General features: G+C 66.2%; 21 protein-coding genes. 7 read left to right on the forward strand and 14 right to left on the reverse strand.

The features are described 5' to 3' along the window. Nucleotides 1-102 precede the first annotated feature (102 nt). Nucleotides 103-2634 (reverse strand): FtsX-like permease family protein, encoded by a 2532-nt coding sequence (locus WDN01_03885; protein MEJ0025149.1) that lies wholly within the window; start codon nucleotides 2632-2634, stop codon nucleotides 103-105. Nucleotides 2635-2644: 10 nt separating this feature from the next. After that, nucleotides 2645-3346 carry an ABC transporter ATP-binding protein gene (locus tag WDN01_03890; GenBank protein ID MEJ0025150.1) on the reverse strand — a complete coding sequence of 234 codons (702 nt, stop codon included), beginning with the start codon at nucleotides 3344-3346 and terminating at the stop codon, nucleotides 2645-2647. A 35-nt stretch (nucleotides 3347-3381) separates the two neighbouring features. Here WDN01_03890 and WDN01_03895 point away from each other — a divergent pair, with 35 nt between their 5' ends. Genes WDN01_03895 through thpR form a run of 3 tightly spaced genes read left to right on the forward strand, consistent with a single transcriptional unit; the run spans nucleotide 3382 to nucleotide 6107 of the window. Then, a complete protein-coding gene (locus WDN01_03895) occupies nucleotides 3382-4020 on the forward strand; it encodes an arylesterase (protein ID MEJ0025151.1) in 639 nt (212 codons plus the stop codon). 3 nt (nucleotides 4021-4023) lie between these two features. After that, nucleotides 4024-5562 carry a murein biosynthesis integral membrane protein MurJ gene (gene murJ, locus WDN01_03900; GenBank protein ID MEJ0025152.1) on the forward strand — a complete coding sequence of 513 codons (1539 nt, stop codon included), beginning with the start codon at nucleotides 4024-4026 and terminating at the stop codon, nucleotides 5560-5562. A 2-nt stretch (nucleotides 5563-5564) separates the two neighbouring features. After that, a complete protein-coding gene (thpR, locus tag WDN01_03905; GenBank protein MEJ0025153.1) occupies nucleotides 5565-6107 on the forward strand; it encodes an RNA 2',3'-cyclic phosphodiesterase in 543 nt (180 codons plus the stop codon). 12 nt (nucleotides 6108-6119) lie between these two features. Here thpR and WDN01_03910 read toward each other — a convergent pair whose 3' ends face one another. Continuing rightward, entirely contained in the window at nucleotides 6120-6515 is a 396-nt protein-coding gene (locus WDN01_03910; protein ID MEJ0025154.1) for a metallopeptidase family protein, read from the reverse strand. Between the two features lie 36 nt (nucleotides 6516-6551). Here WDN01_03910 and WDN01_03915 point away from each other — a divergent pair, with 36 nt between their 5' ends. Then, the gene (locus tag WDN01_03915; protein ID MEJ0025155.1) at nucleotides 6552-6839 is read left to right on the forward strand and encodes a 4a-hydroxytetrahydrobiopterin dehydratase; all 288 of its coding nucleotides are present in this window, start codon (nucleotides 6552-6554) and stop codon (nucleotides 6837-6839) included. 54 nt (nucleotides 6840-6893) lie between these two features. Here the strand turns inward: WDN01_03915 and WDN01_03920 are convergent, their stop codons facing one another. The 8 genes from WDN01_03920 to WDN01_03955 all read right to left on the reverse strand — a co-directional run bounded on the left by WDN01_03920 (nucleotide 6894) and on the right by WDN01_03955 (nucleotide 15167). After that, a complete protein-coding gene (locus WDN01_03920) occupies nucleotides 6894-7064 on the reverse strand; it encodes a hypothetical protein (GenBank protein ID MEJ0025156.1) in 171 nt (56 codons plus the stop codon). Between the two features lie 97 nt (nucleotides 7065-7161). Next, nucleotides 7162-8019 carry an MBL fold metallo-hydrolase gene (locus WDN01_03925; protein ID MEJ0025157.1) on the reverse strand — a complete coding sequence of 286 codons (858 nt, stop codon included), beginning with the start codon at nucleotides 8017-8019 and terminating at the stop codon, nucleotides 7162-7164. A gap of 193 nt (nucleotides 8020-8212) precedes the next feature. Next, nucleotides 8213-8374, reverse strand: a complete 162-nt coding sequence (locus WDN01_03930) for a hypothetical protein (protein ID MEJ0025158.1) — start codon at nucleotides 8372-8374, stop codon at nucleotides 8213-8215. 286 nt (nucleotides 8375-8660) lie between these two features. Next, nucleotides 8661-11177, reverse strand: a complete 2517-nt coding sequence (locus WDN01_03935) for a TonB-dependent receptor (GenBank protein MEJ0025159.1) — start codon at nucleotides 11175-11177, stop codon at nucleotides 8661-8663. A 185-nt stretch (nucleotides 11178-11362) separates the two neighbouring features. Further along, the gene (gene acs / locus WDN01_03940; GenBank protein ID MEJ0025160.1) at nucleotides 11363-13303 is read right to left on the reverse strand and encodes an acetate--CoA ligase; all 1941 of its coding nucleotides are present in this window, start codon (nucleotides 13301-13303) and stop codon (nucleotides 11363-11365) included. Between the two features lie 71 nt (nucleotides 13304-13374). Continuing rightward, a complete protein-coding gene (locus WDN01_03945; GenBank protein MEJ0025161.1) occupies nucleotides 13375-13653 on the reverse strand; it encodes a type II toxin-antitoxin system RelE/ParE family toxin in 279 nt (92 codons plus the stop codon). Further along, on the reverse strand, nucleotides 13650-13928 hold the full coding sequence (locus WDN01_03950) for a ribbon-helix-helix protein, CopG family (GenBank protein MEJ0025162.1): 279 nt from the start codon (nucleotides 13926-13928) through the stop codon (nucleotides 13650-13652). The genes WDN01_03945 and WDN01_03950 overlap by 4 nt, the downstream gene beginning before the upstream one ends. A 63-nt stretch (nucleotides 13929-13991) precedes the next feature. Then, on the reverse strand, nucleotides 13992-15167 hold the full coding sequence (locus tag WDN01_03955; GenBank protein MEJ0025163.1) for a CoA transferase: 1176 nt from the start codon (nucleotides 15165-15167) through the stop codon (nucleotides 13992-13994). 55 nt (nucleotides 15168-15222) lie between these two features. Between WDN01_03955 and WDN01_03960 the strand changes: the two genes are divergently transcribed. Genes WDN01_03960 through WDN01_03970 form a run of 3 tightly spaced genes read left to right on the forward strand, consistent with a single transcriptional unit; the run spans nucleotide 15223 to nucleotide 17039 of the window. Further along, on the forward strand, nucleotides 15223-15813 hold the full coding sequence (locus tag WDN01_03960; GenBank protein MEJ0025164.1) for a hypothetical protein: 591 nt from the start codon (nucleotides 15223-15225) through the stop codon (nucleotides 15811-15813). Continuing rightward, the gene (locus WDN01_03965; GenBank protein ID MEJ0025165.1) at nucleotides 15814-16560 is read left to right on the forward strand and encodes a creatininase family protein; all 747 of its coding nucleotides are present in this window, start codon (nucleotides 15814-15816) and stop codon (nucleotides 16558-16560) included. Further along, nucleotides 16557-17039, forward strand: a complete 483-nt coding sequence (locus WDN01_03970) for a GNAT family N-acetyltransferase (protein MEJ0025166.1) — start codon at nucleotides 16557-16559, stop codon at nucleotides 17037-17039. Before WDN01_03965 ends, WDN01_03970 begins: the two co-directional genes overlap by 4 nt. Here the strand turns inward: WDN01_03970 and WDN01_03975 are convergent. The 3 genes from WDN01_03975 to WDN01_03985 are packed head-to-tail and all read right to left on the reverse strand — an operon-like array spanning nucleotide 17029 to nucleotide 18312. Then, nucleotides 17029-17535: a DUF2569 domain-containing protein gene (locus WDN01_03975; protein MEJ0025167.1), complete on the reverse strand. Its 507-nt coding sequence runs from the start codon at nucleotides 17533-17535 to the stop codon at nucleotides 17029-17031. The two genes, WDN01_03970 and WDN01_03975, sit on opposite strands and share 11 nt — an antisense overlap. Before the next feature lie 57 nt (nucleotides 17536-17592). After that, nucleotides 17593-17859, reverse strand: coding sequence for a hypothetical protein (locus WDN01_03980; GenBank protein MEJ0025168.1), 267 nt, complete (start codon nucleotides 17857-17859; stop codon nucleotides 17593-17595). A 9-nt stretch (nucleotides 17860-17868) separates the two neighbouring features. Continuing rightward, on the reverse strand, nucleotides 17869-18312 hold the full coding sequence (locus WDN01_03985) for a GNAT family N-acetyltransferase (protein ID MEJ0025169.1): 444 nt from the start codon (nucleotides 18310-18312) through the stop codon (nucleotides 17869-17871). Nucleotides 18313-18552: the final 240 nt, after the last annotated feature.

Here is an 18552-nt window from a genome sequence, read left to right on the forward strand (position 1 = left end):
ATCGTGTTTCGCGGGCGTCGTATCAAGAGGCGTAAGCCCGCGATTTGGCTGCGAAATCGTGACATGCCGGCCCCGGACCATTCGCGGCAGCGGATTCGCCGGTCACGGCGCCCGCAGCTGCTCCGCCGGCTTGGCGGCCAGCGCCGCCCAGGCGCCGACCAGCCCGAACAGCAGCGTCGCCGCGCCGCCGCCCAGCACGGTGATCAGCGCCGCGCCGGCGTCGAAGGTCAGCGCGACACCCAGAACCTGCTCACAGATGAGATCGGCCGCGAGCGCGCCGGCGCCGAAGGCGATGACTCCGGTCAGAAGGCCGGTGATGCCGTATTCCACGATATAGACGGTCGCGATCCGCGCCCGCGTCGCGCCCAGGACCTTGAGCACCGTGGCGTCGTAGAGCCGCCCCCTGCTTCCCGCCGCGATGGCGCCGGCCAGCACCAAGAGGCCCGACAGGATGGTGAGCAGGCTGGCCGCGCGCACGCCGTCGCTCAATTCCTGGAGCAGCGCGTCGACCTGCGCGATGGCGTCCTTGACCCGCACGGTCGAGATGTTCGGGAACCTATCGGTTATGGCGCGGTAGAGCGGCTCTTCCTCGGTGGGATCGACGCGCACGGTCGCGAGAAAGGAATGCGGCGCATGGACGATCGGCTCGGGCGTTGTCACGATGATGAAATTCTGCCCGCCGGTGGTGAAGTCCACCTTGCGGAAATTCGCGATGGTGTAGGCGATCTCGCGCCCCAGCACGTTGAGCACGATCCTGTCGCCGAGCTTCAGTCCCATGCCCGGCGCCAGACCGGCGTCGAAGGAGACCAGCGGCGGGCCGGTATAATTCTCCGGCCACCATTTGCCATCGGTGATGATGGTGCCCTCCGGCGGGGTCGCGGCATAGGTGATGCCGCGGTCGCCGGACACCGCCCATTTCGCCTCGGGCGCGATCTTCGCATCCTTCGCGGCGACGCCGTTCAGCGAGACGATCCGTCCACGGATCATCGGTGTGCGCTTGTAGTCCTCGGCCGTCCGGAATTTGCGGATCGCGGCGTCGAACCGCGCGGCCTCATCCGGCTGGATGTCGATGAAGAAGAAGCTCGGTGCGGTGCCCGGCAGGCGATCCTTCACCTGGGCCGAGATCGTGCGGTCGAGCAGCGTCACGGTGGCGAGCAAGGTGAGGCCGAGGCCGAGCGCCGTCACCACGCCCGCCGTCGCGGCGCCGGGCCGCGTCAGGTTGGCGAGCGCCAGGCGGATCGCCGGATTGCGCGGCCGGGGCAGCCTGCGCAGCGTCCAGCGGAACGCGCCCGCGATCAGCCGCAGGACGACAAGGCTCGCCGCCACGCCGCCCAGGAACTCGGCGGCGAATTCCGGCGACGGCGACAGGACCAGCGCCAGCGCGACCACCAAGGCGCCCGCCACGCCCGCGCCGAGCAGATAGGGCAGGGCGCCGCGCCTATCGGACGGCGCCACGATATCGCGGAACAGGCTGGCCGGCGCGATCAGGCGCGCGCGCGCGAGCGGCGGCACGGCGCAGGCGATGGCCGAGAGCAATCCGAACGCCGCCGCGAAGGCCAGCGGCGCCGGATAGAGCGCGAAATGCGCCGGCGCGGGAATGTCGCTGCCGAGGAAATATTCCACCGCGAAAGGAAGGGCGGCGCCCAACATCAGCCCCACGATCACGGCGGCGGTCGCGATGGCCATCACCTGGAGGAAGAAGACGAGGAAGATCAGCCCGCCATCGGCGCCGAGCGATTTGAAGATCGCGATCTCGCCGCGCTTCCTGTCCAGGAATGCGCTCACTGCCTGGCCGGCGCCGACGCCACCGACGGCGAGCGCGGTCAGCCCGACCAGTGTGAGGAACATCGTCACCTGCTCGACGAAGCGGCGGATGCCGGGCGCCGCGTCGGAGCGGTCGCGGATGTCCCAGCCGGCGTCGGGAAACGCCTTCGCGGCGTCGCGCTTGAATGCCTTGATGTCGGCATCGGGCGGCAGCACGACGTGGTAATTGTAGTCGATCAGGCTCCCCAGGGTGACGAGCCCGGTGCGTGCCAGCGCCGCGTCGGAGACGATGATGTGCGGCCCCAGGCTGAAGCCGCCCGAGATGCGGTCTGGCTCGCTCACCAGGATCGCGGCGAACCGAAAGGTCTGCGTCCCGATCCGCACTAGGCCGCCGGGCGCGAGGTTCAGCCGGTCGAGCAGCGTCTGCTCGGCCACCGCGCCGCAGATATCGCCATCGCAGGCGAGCGCCTTGTGAAAGTCCCGCGCGGGCGACAGCGTGACGCCGCCGAAGAACGGATAGGCGCCGTCCACGGCTTTCAGCTCGACGAGCTGGCGCTCCGCCCCCGCGCCGTTTTTCGGCGCATAAGCCATGCCGCGCAGCGACACGGTCTGCGATACGCGGCCGCGCGCCGCGAGCCAGGACCGCTCGGCCGTGCTCGCCTCGCGATGGACCAGGTGCACCACGACGTCGCCACCCAGCAGCGTGCGGCCCTGCTCGGCCAGGCCGGTCAGGAACGCAGCCGACAGCGACTCGACGCCTGCGATGGCGGCGACGCCGAGCACAAGGCAGGCGAAGAAGATGCGGAAGCCGGAAAGCCGCAGCCGCATCTCGCGCCGCGCGAAACGCAGGGCGAGGGCGAGGCGGTTCACGCGGTCACCATCATGCCGAACCCGCCGAAGCATCGTCGGCCACGATGCGGCCATCCTTGAGCCGCACGATCCGTTGGCAGCGCCTGGCGAGGCTCTCCTCATGCGTGACCAGAAACAGCGTCGTGCGCGCGCGGGCATGCAGTGCGAAGAGGAGATCGGAAATCTCCTTGCCGGTCGCGCCGTCGAGATTGCCGGTCGGCTCGTCGGCGAAGAGCACGGTGGGCCGCGGCGCGATGGCGCGGGCGAGCGCCACGCGCTGCTGCTCGCCGCCGGACAACTGCCCCGGATAATGTTCGAGTCGCGCGTCGAGGCCGACCGCTTCGAGTTCCGTCCCGGCGCGGTCGAAGGCGTCGGCGATGCCGGCCAGTTCGAGCGACACAGCGACGTTTTCCAGCGCCGTCATGGTCGGGATCAGGTGGAACGACTGGAACACGATGCCGACGCGCCCGCGCCGGAACCGCGCAAGCGCGTCCTCGCCCAGCCGCGTAATGTCGGTACCGGCGACGCTCACCCGCCCCGATGTCGCTGCTTCCAGTCCCGCCGCCACCATCAGCAGCGACGACTTGCCCGAGCCGGATGGGCCGAGCAGCGCCACCGTCTGGCCCTCCGGCACCGTCAGCGACACGCCGTTCAGGATGTTCACCGGCCCGGCGACGCTGGACAGCGTCAGCCGCACGTCTTCCAAAACGATGGCGTCTGGGGGATTGTGCATCGATGACTCGGGCGAGACCTTACAGGCGATATGGGATGAGCACCGCCCGATACAAGCATTTGCTTAGCATGTTTGCCGCCTTTGTCCTTTCCATGACGGCGGTTCACGCCGCGCCGGTGAAAATCCTCGCGCTCGGCACCAGCCTGACGCAGGGCTATGGCGTGCCGCCCGGACAGGACTTCACGGCCGTGCTGCAGGATCGTCTCCGCGCCGACCATATCGACGCGACGCTCATCAATGCCGGGGTCTCCGGCGACACCTCCGCCGGCGGGCTTTCGCGGCTGGACTGGTCGCTGGCCGACCACCCCGACGCGGCCATCGTCGAGCTCGGCTCCAACGATGCCTTGCGCGGCCAGTCGCCGGCGCAGACCGAGGCCAATATCGCCGCCGTCCTGACCCGGCTGAGGGCGGCGCATGTTCCCGTCCTACTTACGGGCATGAAGGCGCCGCGCAATCTGGGGCCGGAATATGCCGCGCAGTTCGATCCGATCTATCCGAGGCTCGCCAAGAGGTTCGGCATGCTGTTCTATCCCTTCATCCTCGACGGCGTGGCGCTGAACCCGAAGCTCAACCAGGCCGACGGCATCCATCCCAATCCGGCCGGCGTGAAAATCGTCGTCGCCCGCATCCTGCCTTACGTGAAACAGCTCATCGCGCAGGCGGGCAAGCGCTAGACGATGTTCCAGCGGCTCCTCTCCGTCGGCGGCTTCACGCTCCTGTCGCGCCTGACGGGCTTCGGCCGCGACGCGCTGATGGCGTGGGTCATCGGCCATGGCATCCTGTCCGACGCCTTCATCGTCGCCTTCATGTTCCCCAACTATTTCCGCGCGATCTTCGGGGAGGGCGCGATCAATCCCGCCTTCCTGCCGCGCTATGCCGCGCTGCAGGCGCAGGGCGAATCCGACACAGCCGCCCGCTTCGCCGATCAGATATTCTCCTGGCAGATGCTGGCGCAGCTTGCGATCCTGGTCGGCGGGCTCTTCGCGATGCCCTATATCGTGACCGTGCTGGCGCCGGGTTTCGCCGCCAATCCGGCGCAGATGGCGCTGACCGTCGGGCTGGCGCGCATCACCTTCCCCTATCTGATCCTCACCCTGGTGGCGATCCAGCTTTCGGCGATGCTGAACGCGATCGACCGGTTCTGGGCCGCCGCGGCGTGGTCGAATTTCCAGAACCTCGGCATGATCGCGACGCTGGTCTGCTGGCGCTGGTTTCCCAATGCCGCCTATGCCGCCGCCTGGGGCGTGCTCCTGGGCGGCTTCGCGCAACTGTTCTTCATGCTGTGGGCGGCCAGACGCGACGCCCTCGACCTGCGCATCGTCTGGCCGCGCTGGACGGCGGAGGTCAAGGACTTCTTCAAGGCGCTGGGCGCCGTCACGCTGGGCACCGCCACGACGCTGATCGCGCCGATGATCGACACGGTGCTGGCGAGTTTCCTCGCCACCGGAAGCCGCACCGCGCTCTATTACGGCGACCGGATCAACCAGTTGCCGCTGGGCGTGCTGGGCATCGCATTGGGCACGGTGCTGCTGCCGCGGATGTCGGCGCTCCTTGCGAAGAACGACCGCGCCGGATCGGACGCCGCGCAGAACAACGCCGCGGCGCTGACGCTGCTGCTCACGCTGCCTTTCGCGGCGGTGTTCGTCGCGATCCCGGATACCATCATGATGGCGATCTTCGCCCATGGCGCCTTCGATGCGGACGCCGCGGCGCAGGCCGCGACGGCGCTCGCGGCCTATGGCGTCGGCCTCCCCGCCTTCGCGCTGGTGCGCATCTTCGCCTCGACCTTCTATGCCCGCCACGACACCGCGACGCCGGCGCGGATCACCTTCATCGCCTTCGCCGCGAATATCGTCATGAAGCTCGTCCTGGTTTGGGGACTCCATCTGGGCGTCGCCGGCATCGCGCTCGGGACCGCCTTCGGTGCCTGGCTCAATGTCGGGCAATTGATCTGGACCGGCCGTCGCCGTTCGCTGCTGGCGATCGATGCCAATCTCAGGCGTGCCCTTCTTCCGACCCTGCTGGCCGCCGCCGGCGCGGGCCTCGGTGCCTGGTTCGGCGCCGGCTTCGCCCACCTCGCCGAGGGTGCGCCGTGGCTGAAAGACCTGGTCAAGCTGGCCGCGGCCGGCGCGTTGGGCGGCTCCCTCTATCTTGCGATCGTCTTCGCCTTTCGCCGGATGCTGCCGCTCGGCCGGCTGTTGCGTTCCCGGAGCTGACCATGCAGCGCCTGTTCGTCGCCCTTTCGATCCCCGACACCGTCGCGCAGTCGCTTGCGCTGCTCCAGGCCGGCGTGCCCGGCGCGCGCTGGCAGACACGCGAGCAGCTTCATCTCACCCTGCGCTTCATCGGCGAGGTCGACGGCCGCGACGCCGCCGCGATCCACGACGCGCTGTCGGGTATCGTGGCGCCCGCCTTCACGCTCGAACTGCACGGCGTGGGCGAATTCGGGACCAAGCACCCACATGCGCTCTGGGCCGGTGTGCGGCCTAACGAGGCGCTGCTGCACCTGCAGAAGAAGATCGAGACCGCGATCCAGCGCGCCGTCCTTGCCGCCGAACGTCAGAAATACACGCCGCATGTGACGCTGGCGCGCCTGCGCGGCACGCCGGTCGGCCGCGTACTCGATTATCTCACCGACCACGCGCTCTATAGCTCGACGCCGTTCCCGGTGGCGGGTTTCATCCTTTATTCCAGCGTGCTGACCAGCGACGGCAGCATCTACCGCGCCGAGCAGGCGTACCGATTGCTACCCTCCCCCTGAGGGAGGGTAGGTTCAACCGTCCTCGATCGCATGCATGTCGTCGTCCGACAGGCCGAAATGATGTCCGATCTCGTGGATCAGCACATGGCGCACGATGTCGCCCAGCGTGTCGTCATGCTCGGTCCAAAAGTCGAGGATCGGGCGGCGATAGAGGAAGATCATCGTCTGATGGCCGTGGATGCGCCCGGCGATCTCGTCGGCGAGGCGCGGACCATGGAATAGGCCCAGGATGTCGAACTCGCTCTCCAGCTTCATGTCGCGGATCACGTCCTCGTCCGGGAAATCCTCGATACGGAAGACGATGTCGCCGGTAAGGCTGCGGAATTCCTTCGGCAGTGCCTCGAAGGCGCGCCGCGCCAGCTCTTCGAAATCGGCGAGCGAAGGCGACTCGATATCGTTCCAGTCCATGGGGCGCTAGGATAGCGCCAAACCGGGAGAGAATTCATGACAAAACTGCCCGCCGCCGCGCGCGACGCCGCCCTGAAGACGCTTGCCGGATGGAAGACGGCCGACGGCCGCGACGCCATCGCCAAGACGTTCGAGTTCCAGGATTTCAACCGCGCCTTCGCCTTCATGACGCGGGCCGCGCTGCTGGCCGAAAAGATGGATCATCATCCCGAATGGTTCAACGTCTACAACAAGGTCGTGGTGACACTTGCGACCCACGACGCCGGCGGCGTGACGCAGAAGGATATCGACATGGCCAAGGCGATGGACGGTTACGCCGGCTGACTTGCGCCCCGCCCGCCGCTATCTCTGCGGCGGGCGTGCGGTTGCCGTTCGGAATCAGAACGGGATCTGGTGGTAGTAGAACGCTGCCGCCGTCGCCGAAGCGATGGATGCGGCGAGCAGGAGAAGCAGCACGGGATGCCGGAACGGCGATCTGCGCTGCGCAATCCGGTCGAAATGGTCTTCGAGCGTGTTCGGATTGACCAAGGGCCCAACGAGCGACGTCATGTCAGTGCCTCCTATTACAACCAAGGGGCGGCGCATGTAGGCCCCATTGCCCCCCATTGCAATAGGAATTTGCCCAAGCGTGTTTTTTCTTCGCTCGCTATCCCTCGAAGCGATAGCCGTCGCCGTCGCGCTTGATCCATCCCGCCGTCGGCGCGGCGAAGTGCGTGCCGATGACGAGGATCGGCTTGTCCGCCCAATCCATGAACACCGCGCGCCGCGTGACCGCCGACGCTTTCTTGTCGCTGTCGTATTCGGTCGACCAGTCCGGCTGCCCGATCTGGCAGGGATGATGGATCATGTCGCCCGTGATCACGGCGGTTTCGCCCTTGGACTCGATCATTACGCTGACATGGCCCGGCGTGTGCCCGGTCGTCGGGATCAGGCGCAGCTCCGGCGAGATGCGATGGTCGAGCGCCACCGGCCGGGCCAGGCCGGCTTCGACGATCGGCGTCACCGAATCCGCCATGATGTCGGCCATCTGGTCCTCATCGGACGCGATCCAGTGGTCGTAATCGGTCTTGCTGAACAGATAGCGCGCCTTCGGGAAGGTCGGCACCCATTTGCCGCCCTCCAGCATCGTGTTCCAGCCGACATGATCGACATGGAGATGCGTGCAGACCACCGCGTCCACGCTTTCGCGCGAGAAACCCGCGGCCGTCAGGTCCTCGAGGAAAGCGGTGTGCAGGGCGTTGCCGCCGAGCTCCTTGCGCGGCTTGTCGTTGCCCATGCAGGTGTCCACCACCAGCTTCAGGCCCGGCGCATCCACCAGCAGGGCATGGAACGACAGCCGCAGCTCCCCCTTGGGCGTCACATAGTTCGGCCAAAGCCACGGCATGGCCCGAAGCGCCTCCGGCGTCGCGTCCAGCATGAAGGGGATGGGGCCGTCGACGGCGGCGTCCACCGCCATCTCCACCACCCGCGTGACGGTCACGTCGCCGATCTTCCACGTCAGCATGTCGTTGCCTCCCGTTTTCGCCGAGCCTAACGCGCGCGGCCCTGCGGGCAAGAGCCGAACGAGCGATCTGCATTCGCCGTCGGCGCCTTATCGGACGACTTCGCCGTAAAATCCGAACCGCAGCGCTGCTGGTGGAGAATGTCGGCGCCCTGTCGCCGTTGGGCGGCCGAAACGGCTCGAGCTCCGAGGATTCTCAGAAAGAGAAATAGAGAATCGTGCCGATGGCGAGCCAGAAGGCGATGCAGCCCACGACGACCAGACCCGTCGTGTTGCGGGCGACCCAGTCGGACGGCGTTCGCCGGCGGAATTCGCCTTCGCGCGGACGGTGGCGGATGAGCGGTTCGGTGAGAGTCATGGCATGCACAACCCGATTGATGCGTGTCGTAGCCTGCGTCGAAACCGGCCGACGCGGAATTCGGGCAATATACTTAGGGCCGCTTAAACTTTCCTGAAGTGGCGGCGCGCACCTTGAACGAATCGGCCATTTCTCCGATGCGGGTTCATCCAAGATTGCAGGATCGGTCGGGGTTGATATGTCGCCCGGCGCATTGGGGGCGCCGTTGTGCAGCGCACCAAACAGCTTCGCACGCGGCTCGCGAAGCGGACCCGCCTATTGCGGGTCCGCTTCGTCGCCGTCTGCGCTATTTCCGGATCGAGATGCTCACGCCGTAAAAGCGGGGCTCGCCGGCGATGAAGGTCGGGATGCCGAAGGCGTCGCCTGTATTGCCGGCATCCTTGATGTATTTCTCGTCGAACAGGTTGTTGGCGAACAGGCCGACGGTCCAGTTCCTGTCGTCCGGCCGATAGGTGAGGCGGGCGTTGAACAGGCCATAGGGTTTCTGCAGCTCGTCCTGCTTGGTGTCGGGCAGGATATGGCTGGTCTGCAGCGCCGGTATGTCGTTGTCGTCGTCGAAGAAGATCTCGGACTGCCAGGTGAAGCTCGGCGTCAGCGCGAACTGGCCGCCGAGCGCGTTCTGCCGCAGCGACAGGCCGAGCGAGACCTTGTGATCGGGCGTCAGGCGGAACTGGTTGCCCTTGAAGATGCCGCTCGCGAAGCGGGCGTGGCTGTAGGCATAGGTCGCGAACAGGTCGGCCCAGTCGGCGATCGCCCAGTCGGCTTGGCCTTCGAAGCCGTAAGCGTTGGCCTTGCCGGCATTGGTGGTGATCAGCACCGCGCCCTGCTGAATCGTGGTCTGGAAGTTGGTGTAGTCGTAATAGTAGAGCGCCGCGTCGAACCTGAGCGCGCCGTCGAGCGTCAGCGCCTTGGCGCCGACCTCGTAGGAATCGACGATCTCTGACGGCACCGCGGTGAACACGCCGGCGCCGAACGGCGCCGCCGGCGACTGCGCTTCCAGGTCGACCGGGCGGCGGCCGCGGGCATAGGAGGCGTAGAGGCTGGTATCCTCGTCCATCGCATAGCGTGCCACGGCGCGCCAGGTGAAGGCGCCGTCATTGTCGCTGTCGGAGACGCGCGCGCCGTTGCCGGCGGTCGGCTGCGCCACGATGCCGAATTGCGGCAGGAGGGCTGCGGGGATGAGCGCGGCGCTGTTGGCGCCCGGCAGCGCGAGGCCGCCGAGGATTGCGTTGCGCAGCGGCGCGGGCAGGCCGAGCGCGCCGATCACGCCGCCGAGGACGGAGCGGCCGTCGTTCAGCTCGCTCGCGGAGACGCCGCTGGTCTTGTCTTCGGTGCTGTAGCGCAGGCCGGCGGTGAGCTCGAGCTTGTCGGTGACGTGCCAGGTCGCCTCGCCGTACCAGTCATAGGCGTTGGTGAGGCCGAAATTGGTGAACTGCTCCTTCGCATTGTGGCGCAGATTGGCGGCGATGCCTTGCGCCTGGGCGAGGGGCAGGGCGACGCCGGCGTGCGCGGCGAGACCCTGCAGCAGGGCCGGCGCGATGAGCGTGGCGTAGGTCGGCGAGCTGAAGAACGCCGCCGGCTGCGGCGTCGGCGCCGTGATCTGGCCGGTCAGAAGCGCGAGCGCCATGTACTCGTCGATCTCGTCCGGCACGCGCTGGAAGCCGTCGTCGTGGTAGTAGCTCACGCCGGTGAACCAGCTGACCGGCCCGCCATTGTCGAAGTTGAGGCGGAATTCCTGGCTCGCCTCTTCGCCCCGCGCCTGTTCGGCGAAGGTGAGCAGCGGCAGCGAGAAGCCGTCGGGATCGAACACTTCGAGGCTGTCGAATTCGCGATAGGCGGTGATCGAGCTCAGCTTGTAGTCGCTGTCGATGTCGTAGCTCATCAGGCCGGTGACGCCCCACACGGTGCGGTGGATGCCGAGCGGACCGTCCGGGAAATCCGCCGCCGCCGAGGCCGCCAAGCCGGACGTGTGGTCGAGATTGCCGATCACCGCGCCGGTCACGGGATTGGTCGGCAGGAAGGTGCCCGACTTGAAGCCGGTGTCGCTCGGCGTGTCGCGCTGATAGTTGAAGATCAGGTCGGCGCGGAAATCGGAGGCCGGCTGCCAGCCGAGCGAGACGCGCCCGGCGCCGGTGCGCACGCCGTTGAAGTCCGGTCCGCCAAGAAGATTGTCGCTGTAGCCGTCGCGGATCTTGTAGCGGCCGGCGGCGCGGATCGCGAGCGTGTCGTCGATCGGCATGTTCACCATGCCTTCGACCATGCCGTAATCGTCATTGCCGTATTCGCCTCCCGCCGACCAGTCGAAGGCGGAGGGATCGGCCTTGGCCTGCACGATGTTGACCGCGCCGATCAGCGCGCTGCGGCCGTACAGGGTGGATTGCGGGCCGCGGGCGATCTCGATGCGGTCGAGGTCGAACAGCTCGACATAGGCGCCGCGCGATTTGGAGATCGAGACGCCGTCCTGGAACACCGAGACGCGGGGCTCCTGCGTCGCCTCGCCCGAATCGGAGGTCACGCCGCGCATCACGAAGCCCGGATTGTTCACCGACTGGTTCTGCACCTCGAAGCCGGGCACGTAGAGCGACAGCCGGTCGAACTCCTGGATTCCGACGGCGTCGAGGAACTTGCGGCCATAAGCGGTGAGCGCGATGGGCACGTCGATCGAATTCTGCGCGCGCTTCTGCGCGGTGACGACGACGACCTCGATGCCGCTCTGATCGACGGCGGGCGTTTGCGCCACGGCGCAGGTGGGAAGGACGGACGCCGCGACGGCGTATTTCAGGAAACGCATTCTGCTCGACATGATGAACCCCTACGCAATGCGTGCGGTGCGTAGGGGAGGCACATGTCAGTCGCGTGACTGCGATGCGTCGACTTTGTCGCGGTCGCGCGCAAAGCACGACATTGGCTATGCGGTGAAACCGCGCAGAGAAAATTTACAATGTTCGTCCGCTTGCGACGCAATCACGATGGCGCGCAAACGTGCGATCAAGACTTGACGACCGCGTTCTTCACCAGGTCCGCCACCACGCTGGGATCGGCGAGCGTGGATGTGTCGCCGAGATTCGACGTGTCGCCTTCGCCGATCTTGCGCAGGATGCGACGCATGATCTTGCCGGAGCGCGTCTTGGGCAGACCGGGCGCGAACTGGATGACGTCGGGCCTGGCGATCGGGCCGATCTCCTTGCCGACCCACTGTTTGAGCTCGTGGTTGAGCGCCTCGCTCGGCTGCACGCCGACCTTCAGCGTCACATAGGCATAGATGCCTTGGCCTTTGATGTCGTGCGGATAGCCGACCACCGCGGCTTCCGCTACGTCGTGATGCGCCACCAGCGCGCTCTCGACCTCGGCGGTGCCGAGGCGATGGCCCGAGACGTTGATCACGTCGTCGACCCGGCCGGTGATCCAGTAATAGCCGTCCTCGTCGCGGCGGCAGCCGTCGCCGGTGAAATACTTGCCTCGATAGGTCTTGAAGTACGTGTCGATGAAGCGCTGGTGATCGCCATAGACCGTGCGCATCTGCCCGGGCCAGGAATCGAGCAGGCACAGATTGCCGCTGACCGCGCCCTCCAGCACATTGCCGTCGGCATCCACCAGTTGCGGCCGCACGCCGAACAAGGGCTTGGTTGCCGAGCCGGGTTTCAGGTCGGTCGCGCCGGGCAGGGGCGAGATTAGGATCCCGCCGGTCTCGGTCTGCCACCAGGTGTCGACGATGGGGCAGCGCCCGTCGCCGACGACACGGTGATACCACGCCCACGCTTCCGGATTGATCGGCTCGCCGACGCTGCCGAGCAGGCGCAGGCTGGCGCGGCTGGTCGTCTTCACCGGCCCGTCGCCTTCGCGCATCAGGGCGCGCAGCGCGGTCGGCGCGGTATAGAAGATGTTGACCTTGTGCTTGTCGATCACCTCCCAGAAGCGTGAGGTCGTGGGATGGTTCGGCACGCCTTCGAACATCAGCGTCGTGGCGCCGTTGGCGAGCGGGCCGTAGACGATGTAGCTGTGCCCCGTCACCCAGCCGACATCGGCCGTGCACCAGTAGACGTCGCCGTCATGGTAGTCGAACACGTATTGATGCGTGAACGCGGTGTACATGGCGTAGCCGCCCGTGGTGTGCAGCACGCCCTTGGGCTTTCCGGTCGAGCCGGAGGTGTAGAGGATGAACAGCGGATCCTCCGCACCCATCTCCTCGAACGGACAATCCGCCGACACCTTCGCCGCCGCCTCGTGATACCAGACATCGCGTCCGTCCTTCATGTCGACGGTGCCGCCGGTGCGCTTCACCACGATAACCGACGTCACGTCGGGGCACTTTGCCAGCGCCTCGTCGGTGTTCTTCTTGAGCGGGATGGGCTTGCCGCCGCGCAGGCCCTCATCCGCCGTGAGCACGATGGTCGAGGCGCAGTCCGTGATGCGTCCGGCGATGCTGTCCGGCGAGAAGCCGGCGAACACCACCGAATGCACCGCGCCGATGCGGGCGCAGGCGAGCATGGCGTAGGCGGTCTCCGGGATCATCGGCAGGTAGATGGTGACGCGGTCGCCCTTTTTGACGCCCTGGGCTTTCAGCACATTGGCGAAGCGGCAGACTTCGCGGTGCAACTCCTCATAGGTGATGTGCTTGGACTCGGCCGGATCGTCGCCCTCCCAGATGATCGCCGTCTGTCTGGCGCGCTTGGGCAGGTGCCGGTCGACGCAGTTAGCCGAAATGTTCAGCGTGCCGTCCTCGAACCATTTGATGTGCAGATCGTCCGGATCCCACGAGACGTTCTTCACCTTCATGAAGGGCTTGATCCAGTCGATCCGCTTGGCCTGTTCGCCCCAGAACCCGTCGGGGTCCTTGATCGAGCGTTCGTACATCGCCTCATATTTGGCGCGGTCGATATAGGCGCGCTCCTTCCATTCCTTCGGAACGGGGATCAGGGTGTCGGACATGGCGTTTCCCAGCTTGTTTGCCGCGATATTGGCGGGGGCGGGCGGGCGGTTCAAGAAGGCTTGGGGTCACGTCAGGGCGGCCATTTGCGTGCGCCGTGAAGGACATAGGCGATATCGATACGGTCCGGGCCGACACGATAGATCAGAATATAAGGCGTTCCGGTAACGACGAGTTCGCGCGTGTCGGTTATTCGCCCGCTGCGCCCTATATGGGGGTGCTCGGTCAGCAAATCCGAAATCGACCTGAGGCGTTCGACAATTCTATCCGCCGTGTCCACGCTGTCCGCGGCGATGTACTCCCAAACTTCGTCCAGATCCCGTTCCGCGCGCGGCGACCAGATGACCTTCATGCGGCTTTCTTGCCCATGGCTTTCCGACGCGCCGCCGACTTTTCGCGAAGTTTACGGAACACTTCCTCGTGCGGCACGCCAAGCCCGGCATCGAGTTCGCGGATGCCTTCGTTCACGGCTTCGACGATCGCCATCTCGTTGTCGACATAGCGGTCAAGGATGTCTTCGATCACCCAGGAGCGCGTGCGCTTCGCCGCCTTGGCATAGGCTTCGAGCTTCTTGGCCAATGCGGCGGGCACCCGGGCAGTGATCGTGACGGACTTGGTGGCGGTCATTGTGTACCTCGTATTCAGTTGTACACATTGTATACAAAATGACGCGGTTGGGCAAGATTCCGTCTATCCCGCCGCCTTACCAACCCGCCCCAGCACTGCCTCCGTGCTCGCGCCAGGCTTCTCCGGATTGCTCCGCACGCTCGCCGGCGTCTTGGAGAATTTGACCGGCGGCTTCATCGAGCGCCACTGGCCTTCCGTCTCGTGCGGCAACACCTCGAAGAATCCCACCGCCTTCAGATGCGGGTCCTCCAGCACGTCGTCCATCTTGTTGGCGCGCATGATCGGGATGCGGTGGCGCTCGCCCAGGTCCATCCATTCCTCGGTCGTGTGCGTCAGCGCCGCCTGCCGCATCGCCTTGTTGTAGAGCGCGACCTTCTCCTTCGCGGTCTTCAGCGAAACGAATTCCTCGCTGTTGTAGAAGTCGGCGATGCCGCCGAGCTTCAGGAAAGTGTCCGCGCCCTCGCGGCCCGAGGGCATGGTGGCGACCCAGCCGTCCTTGGTGCGGAAGCAGGCGCGGTCCGGCGCGAGTGCCGGGGTCGAGCCGACATGGCCCATCACCGGCTCGAAGGCGGCGCCGTAGAGATGCTCGACCATCAGGAAGCTCGTATAGCTCTCCAGCATCGGCACCTCGACGAACTGGCCCTCGCCGGTGCGCTCGCGATGAAAGAGGGCGGCCAGCGTCGCGTAGAGCGCGTGCAGCCCGCTGACCTTGTCGGCGACATAGGACGGGAACATCCGCATCGTGCTCTCGCCGTTGCCGTCGAGGATCATATCGGCGCCGCCGCTCGCCGCCTGCACCAGATCGTCGAACGCCTGCCGCCCGCCATAGGGCCCTTCCGAGCCGTAGCCGACGCAATGGACATAGACCATGGACGGGTTCACCGCATGTACCTGCTCATAGCCGAAGCCGAGCTGGTCCATCGCGCTGGTACGGACATTGTGGATGAACACCTGCGCCGTCGGCAGCAGGGCGCGCAGCTTCTCGCGGTCTTCCTCGACCTTGAGGTCGAGCGTCACCGACCTTTTGTTGCGGCCGAGCATCATGAAGGTCGAGCCCATGTCCTTGGATTTGTTCTGCTTGAAGCCGAAGCGCTGCTTGTCGCCGCCCGGGGCCTCGATCTTGATCACCTCGGCGCCCAGATCGCCCAGCGTCTGGGTGGCATAGGGGCCGAAGATGAAGCTCGTCAGGTCGATGACCGTGACGCCGTGCAGGGGCCCCTTTTTCGAATCGGAGTGCATGGGAGAATTCCTCGAAATTGCATATGATCGGATGGCGATCGAGAGAGACTAAGCCATGGCGGGAAAGGGGCAAGCGGCGAAGCCCAGGGCGGCGGCCAAGCGGGCGAAGCCGATCATGACCGACGCGGGCATCGCGGCGAAGACCGGCCATGGCTGGGACTGGTGGTTCGCGGCGCTCGACAAGGCGGGCGCGGCCGGGCTCGACCACAAGGGCATCACCGCGCTGCTGGACAAAAAGTTCAAGCCGGGGCCGTGGTGGGGCCAGATGATCGCGGTGTCCTATGAGCGCGCCCGCGGCATCCGCGCCGCCAACCAGAAATGCGACGGCGAGTTCTCGGTCGGCGTGACCAAGGTGTTCCCGGTGCCGCTGGCGAAGCTCTACGCGGTCGTGACCGATGCGAAAGCCTGGTCCAAATGGCTGCCCGCCGGCGCGTTCGAGGAGACGTCGCGCACGCAGAACAAATATCTCCGCGCCAAATGGAAGACGGAGGCGCGCATCGCGATCGGCTTCTACGCCAAGGGCAACGGCAAGGCGCAGGTCGCGTTCGACATCGGCAAACTTGCGGATGGCGACGCGGTGGAGACCGAACGCGCCGCGTGGAAGAAGGCCCTCGACAAGCTCTCAAAAATACTCGAAAGCAACTGAATGCAGCTTCATCTCTCCGCCTGGCCTGAAATCGAGGCCTATCTCGCCAAATCCAAGGCGATCGTGATCCCCATCGGCTCGACGGAGCAGCATGGCCCCAACGGCCTGCTCGGCACCGATGCGCTCTGCCCGGAAATCATCGCGCGCCGCGCCGGCGACGAGGCCGGCATCCTGATCGGCCCGACCTTCAATGTCGGCCAGGCGCAGCATCACATGGCGTTCCCCGGCACGATCACGCTCAGACCCTCGACCATGATCGCGGCGATGACCGACTGGGCGCAGTCGCTGACGCGCCACGGCTTCGAGCGCATCTATTGGCTGAACGGCCATGGCGGCAACATCGCCACCATCACCGCGGCGTTCTCGGAGATGTATCACGGCGTCACCTTCGGCGATCAGGGTTCGAACAAGCCGCCGCTGCGCTGCATGCTGCGCAATTGGTGGGAACTGGGCGGCGTGATGGATTTGTGCCGCCAGCTCTTTCCGGTGGGAGAGGGCAGCCATGCGACGCCGTCGGAGGTTTCCGTCACCTATTTCGGTTATCCCGAGGCGATCAAGAGCGTGGCGATGACGCCGAAAATCGCGCCCAACGGCCCGATCTACGACGCGGAGGATTACCGCCGCCGCTTCCCCGACGGCCGCATCGGCTCCGATCCGTCCCAGGCGAACGCCGAAGCCGGCGGCAAGATCGTTACGGCCGCGGTCAAATCCGTCATCGGCGAATTCCGCGCCTTCGCAGCGTCGTGACCGCTGTCCGCCCGAAGCGGGCGCAAGACCGTGACGACCTTGCGGCGCTCTGGACCGCGCATTTCGGCGCGCCCGTTGTGGTGGCGCGCGGGCGTCTGCACGACCCGCTTGCGCTCGAAGGCTTCGTCGCGGAGGCGGGCGGGGAATTGCTCGGCGCCGTGACCTTCGTCCGCGATGGCGACGCCATCGAGATCGTCACGCTCGATAGCGCGCTCGAGAACCGAGGCGTGGGCACGACCCTGCTCGACGCCGTCGCGGCGTTGGCGCGCGCGGAAGGCGTCCGTCGCCTGTTCCTCGTGACCACCAACGACAACATCCGCGCCCTCCGCTTCTACCAGAAGCGCGGCTGGGACATGGTGGCACTTTATCGCGGCGCGGTCGGCGAGGCGCGCAAGCTCAAGCCCGAGATTCCGGCGACCGGCGAAGACGGCATCGCCATCCGCCACGAAATCGAGTTCGAATTGATCCTCAGCGCGTGAAAGTGTTGGCGACCCGCACCGAGGCCTGGAAATAGGAAATCCACACCGCGCCGGCGATCACCGCTTGGATGACGCCCTTCCAGGCGCCGAACATGTCCTTGTCCGGATTTTGGACCAGGTCGGGGAATATCAGCAGTAGCGACAGGTTGACGACCGCCTTGGCGATGACGAGCGAATAGAAAATGATCATTAGCCTTGGCACCTGATGTTTCTTCTGAAAGAAGCGGACCAGGCAATAGAGCGCATAGACGACGACCGCCGCATCGAACAGAAAAAAGATCGTGGACGCGGCCAGCGCCAGTGCGGAAGGCCCCGCGCTACCCGTGCCGGCGGTCGCGGAGGTCTTCGCCAAATCCACGAAGAGAAGCGCGAAGACGATGGCATCGACGGCAAGATGGATCGGCGGAAGGATCAGCCAGCCGCCGATGCCGGATAGTTCATCGTCCGTCCGCGATTCACCGGACCGCAGGTCCAACGGCTTTGCGTTGTCGCTCATGATGTCCCCCAACCAGACGACACGAAGGATAGCGACCGTTCGATCTTGGGTACAGCGTTAGCGTCGGCCGCGACGCGGCGCGAAGTGGATGCGGCCGACAACCAGATCGTCGATCTCCAGCCGTCCGATCCGTGCCCGGCCGACAACCAGATCGTCGATCTCCAGCCGTCCGATCCGTGCCCGGCCGATGCCCAGCGCGCCGATCGCCAGACTGCCGATGGCAAGCGCGCCGATCGCTGCCGCGCCGGTTGCCAGCGCAAAGACGGCCATGCCAACCAACGCGTGGCTGCGGCGGCGAAGCTTCACGTTCGTCTCGGCCGCCATCGCCGGGTCCTAAGGCGCCGGCCAGATATAAAGCGCGTCCGGCGTCTTCTCTTCGTTGTCGGCGCCGTCGGTGAGCCGCACCAGGGCGCAGCCGTGCCGCTCATAGAACCGCCGCGCCCCGGCGTTCGCCTGAAAGGTCCAGAACTGGAAGCCTTGCGGATGGTGCTTCGTCACCGTCTCGAACAGCCGGCTGCCCGTGCCGGTGTTGTGCCGCGACGGGTGGACATAGAGATGCTCCAGCCAGCCGCCATCGACGCAGGCAAGGCCCACGACATGGCCGTTGCGTTCCGCGACCCAGGTTTCCTTGTCGGCGATCAGGTTGCGGACGAATTCGCGGTCCTCCTCGGCACTGTGCAGCTTGGGTACGAAGGTCATGCTCGCAAAGGCGGCGGTGAAGACCGCTGCGGTCTCTTCGGCATCGGCATCGGTGGCGCGGCGGATGGTGGTGGGCATGGTTCCTCTTGGGCGTTCTTCTTGTCGTGGAGCGTCAGCCAGTCGCGCAGGGGCGAAAGTCCCCTGGGGGTCGCATGATAGACGCGCCGGCGGCCTTCCGTCACGGGCTCAACCAGGCCGTGCCGGCGCAGGACCGTCAGATGCTGCACCACGGCGGCGCGGGTGATGGGCAGCCCCTGCGCTAGGTCGCCGGCGGAGGCGGGGCGTCGCGCCACGCGCTGGAACACCGCCAGGCGCTGG

Source organism: Rhizomicrobium sp. (assembly GCA_037200985.1).
Lineage (GTDB): Bacteria > Pseudomonadota > Alphaproteobacteria > Micropepsales > Micropepsaceae > Rhizomicrobium.

Excerpts from the sequence above, each read along its gene's own strand:
- WDN01_03890 (MEJ0025150.1), bottom strand. The coding sequence starts at position 3,346 with ATGCACAATCCCCCAGACGCCATCGTTTTGGAAGACGTGCGGCTGACG.
- WDN01_03895 (MEJ0025151.1), top strand. The coding sequence starts at position 3,382 with ATGAGCACCGCCCGATACAAGCATTTGCTTAGCATGTTTGCCGCCTTT.
- murJ (MEJ0025152.1), top strand. The coding sequence starts at position 4,024 with ATGTTCCAGCGGCTCCTCTCCGTCGGCGGCTTCACGCTCCTGTCGCGC.
- thpR (MEJ0025153.1), top strand. The coding sequence starts at position 5,565 with ATGCAGCGCCTGTTCGTCGCCCTTTCGATCCCCGACACCGTCGCGCAG.
- WDN01_03910 (MEJ0025154.1), bottom strand. The coding sequence starts at position 6,515 with ATGGACTGGAACGATATCGAGTCGCCTTCGCTCGCCGATTTCGAAGAG.
- WDN01_03915 (MEJ0025155.1), top strand. The coding sequence starts at position 6,552 with ATGACAAAACTGCCCGCCGCCGCGCGCGACGCCGCCCTGAAGACGCTT.
- WDN01_03920 (MEJ0025156.1), bottom strand. The coding sequence starts at position 7,064 with ATGACGTCGCTCGTTGGGCCCTTGGTCAATCCGAACACGCTCGAAGAC.
- WDN01_03925 (MEJ0025157.1), bottom strand. The coding sequence starts at position 8,019 with ATGCTGACGTGGAAGATCGGCGACGTGACCGTCACGCGGGTGGTGGAG.
- WDN01_03930 (MEJ0025158.1), bottom strand. The coding sequence starts at position 8,374 with ATGACTCTCACCGAACCGCTCATCCGCCACCGTCCGCGCGAAGGCGAA.
- WDN01_03935 (MEJ0025159.1), bottom strand. The coding sequence starts at position 11,177 with ATGTCGAGCAGAATGCGTTTCCTGAAATACGCCGTCGCGGCGTCCGTC.
- acs (MEJ0025160.1), bottom strand. The coding sequence starts at position 13,303 with ATGTCCGACACCCTGATCCCCGTTCCGAAGGAATGGAAGGAGCGCGCC.
- WDN01_03945 (MEJ0025161.1), bottom strand. The coding sequence starts at position 13,653 with ATGAAGGTCATCTGGTCGCCGCGCGCGGAACGGGATCTGGACGAAGTT.
- WDN01_03950 (MEJ0025162.1), bottom strand. The coding sequence starts at position 13,928 with ATGACCGCCACCAAGTCCGTCACGATCACTGCCCGGGTGCCCGCCGCA.
- WDN01_03955 (MEJ0025163.1), bottom strand. The coding sequence starts at position 15,167 with ATGCACTCCGATTCGAAAAAGGGGCCCCTGCACGGCGTCACGGTCATC.
- WDN01_03960 (MEJ0025164.1), top strand. The coding sequence starts at position 15,223 with ATGGCGGGAAAGGGGCAAGCGGCGAAGCCCAGGGCGGCGGCCAAGCGG.
- WDN01_03965 (MEJ0025165.1), top strand. The coding sequence starts at position 15,814 with ATGCAGCTTCATCTCTCCGCCTGGCCTGAAATCGAGGCCTATCTCGCC.
- WDN01_03975 (MEJ0025167.1), bottom strand. The coding sequence starts at position 17,535 with ATGAGCGACAACGCAAAGCCGTTGGACCTGCGGTCCGGTGAATCGCGG.
- WDN01_03980 (MEJ0025168.1), bottom strand. The coding sequence starts at position 17,859 with ATGGCGGCCGAGACGAACGTGAAGCTTCGCCGCCGCAGCCACGCGTTG.
- WDN01_03985 (MEJ0025169.1), bottom strand. The coding sequence starts at position 18,312 with ATGCCCACCACCATCCGCCGCGCCACCGATGCCGATGCCGAAGAGACC.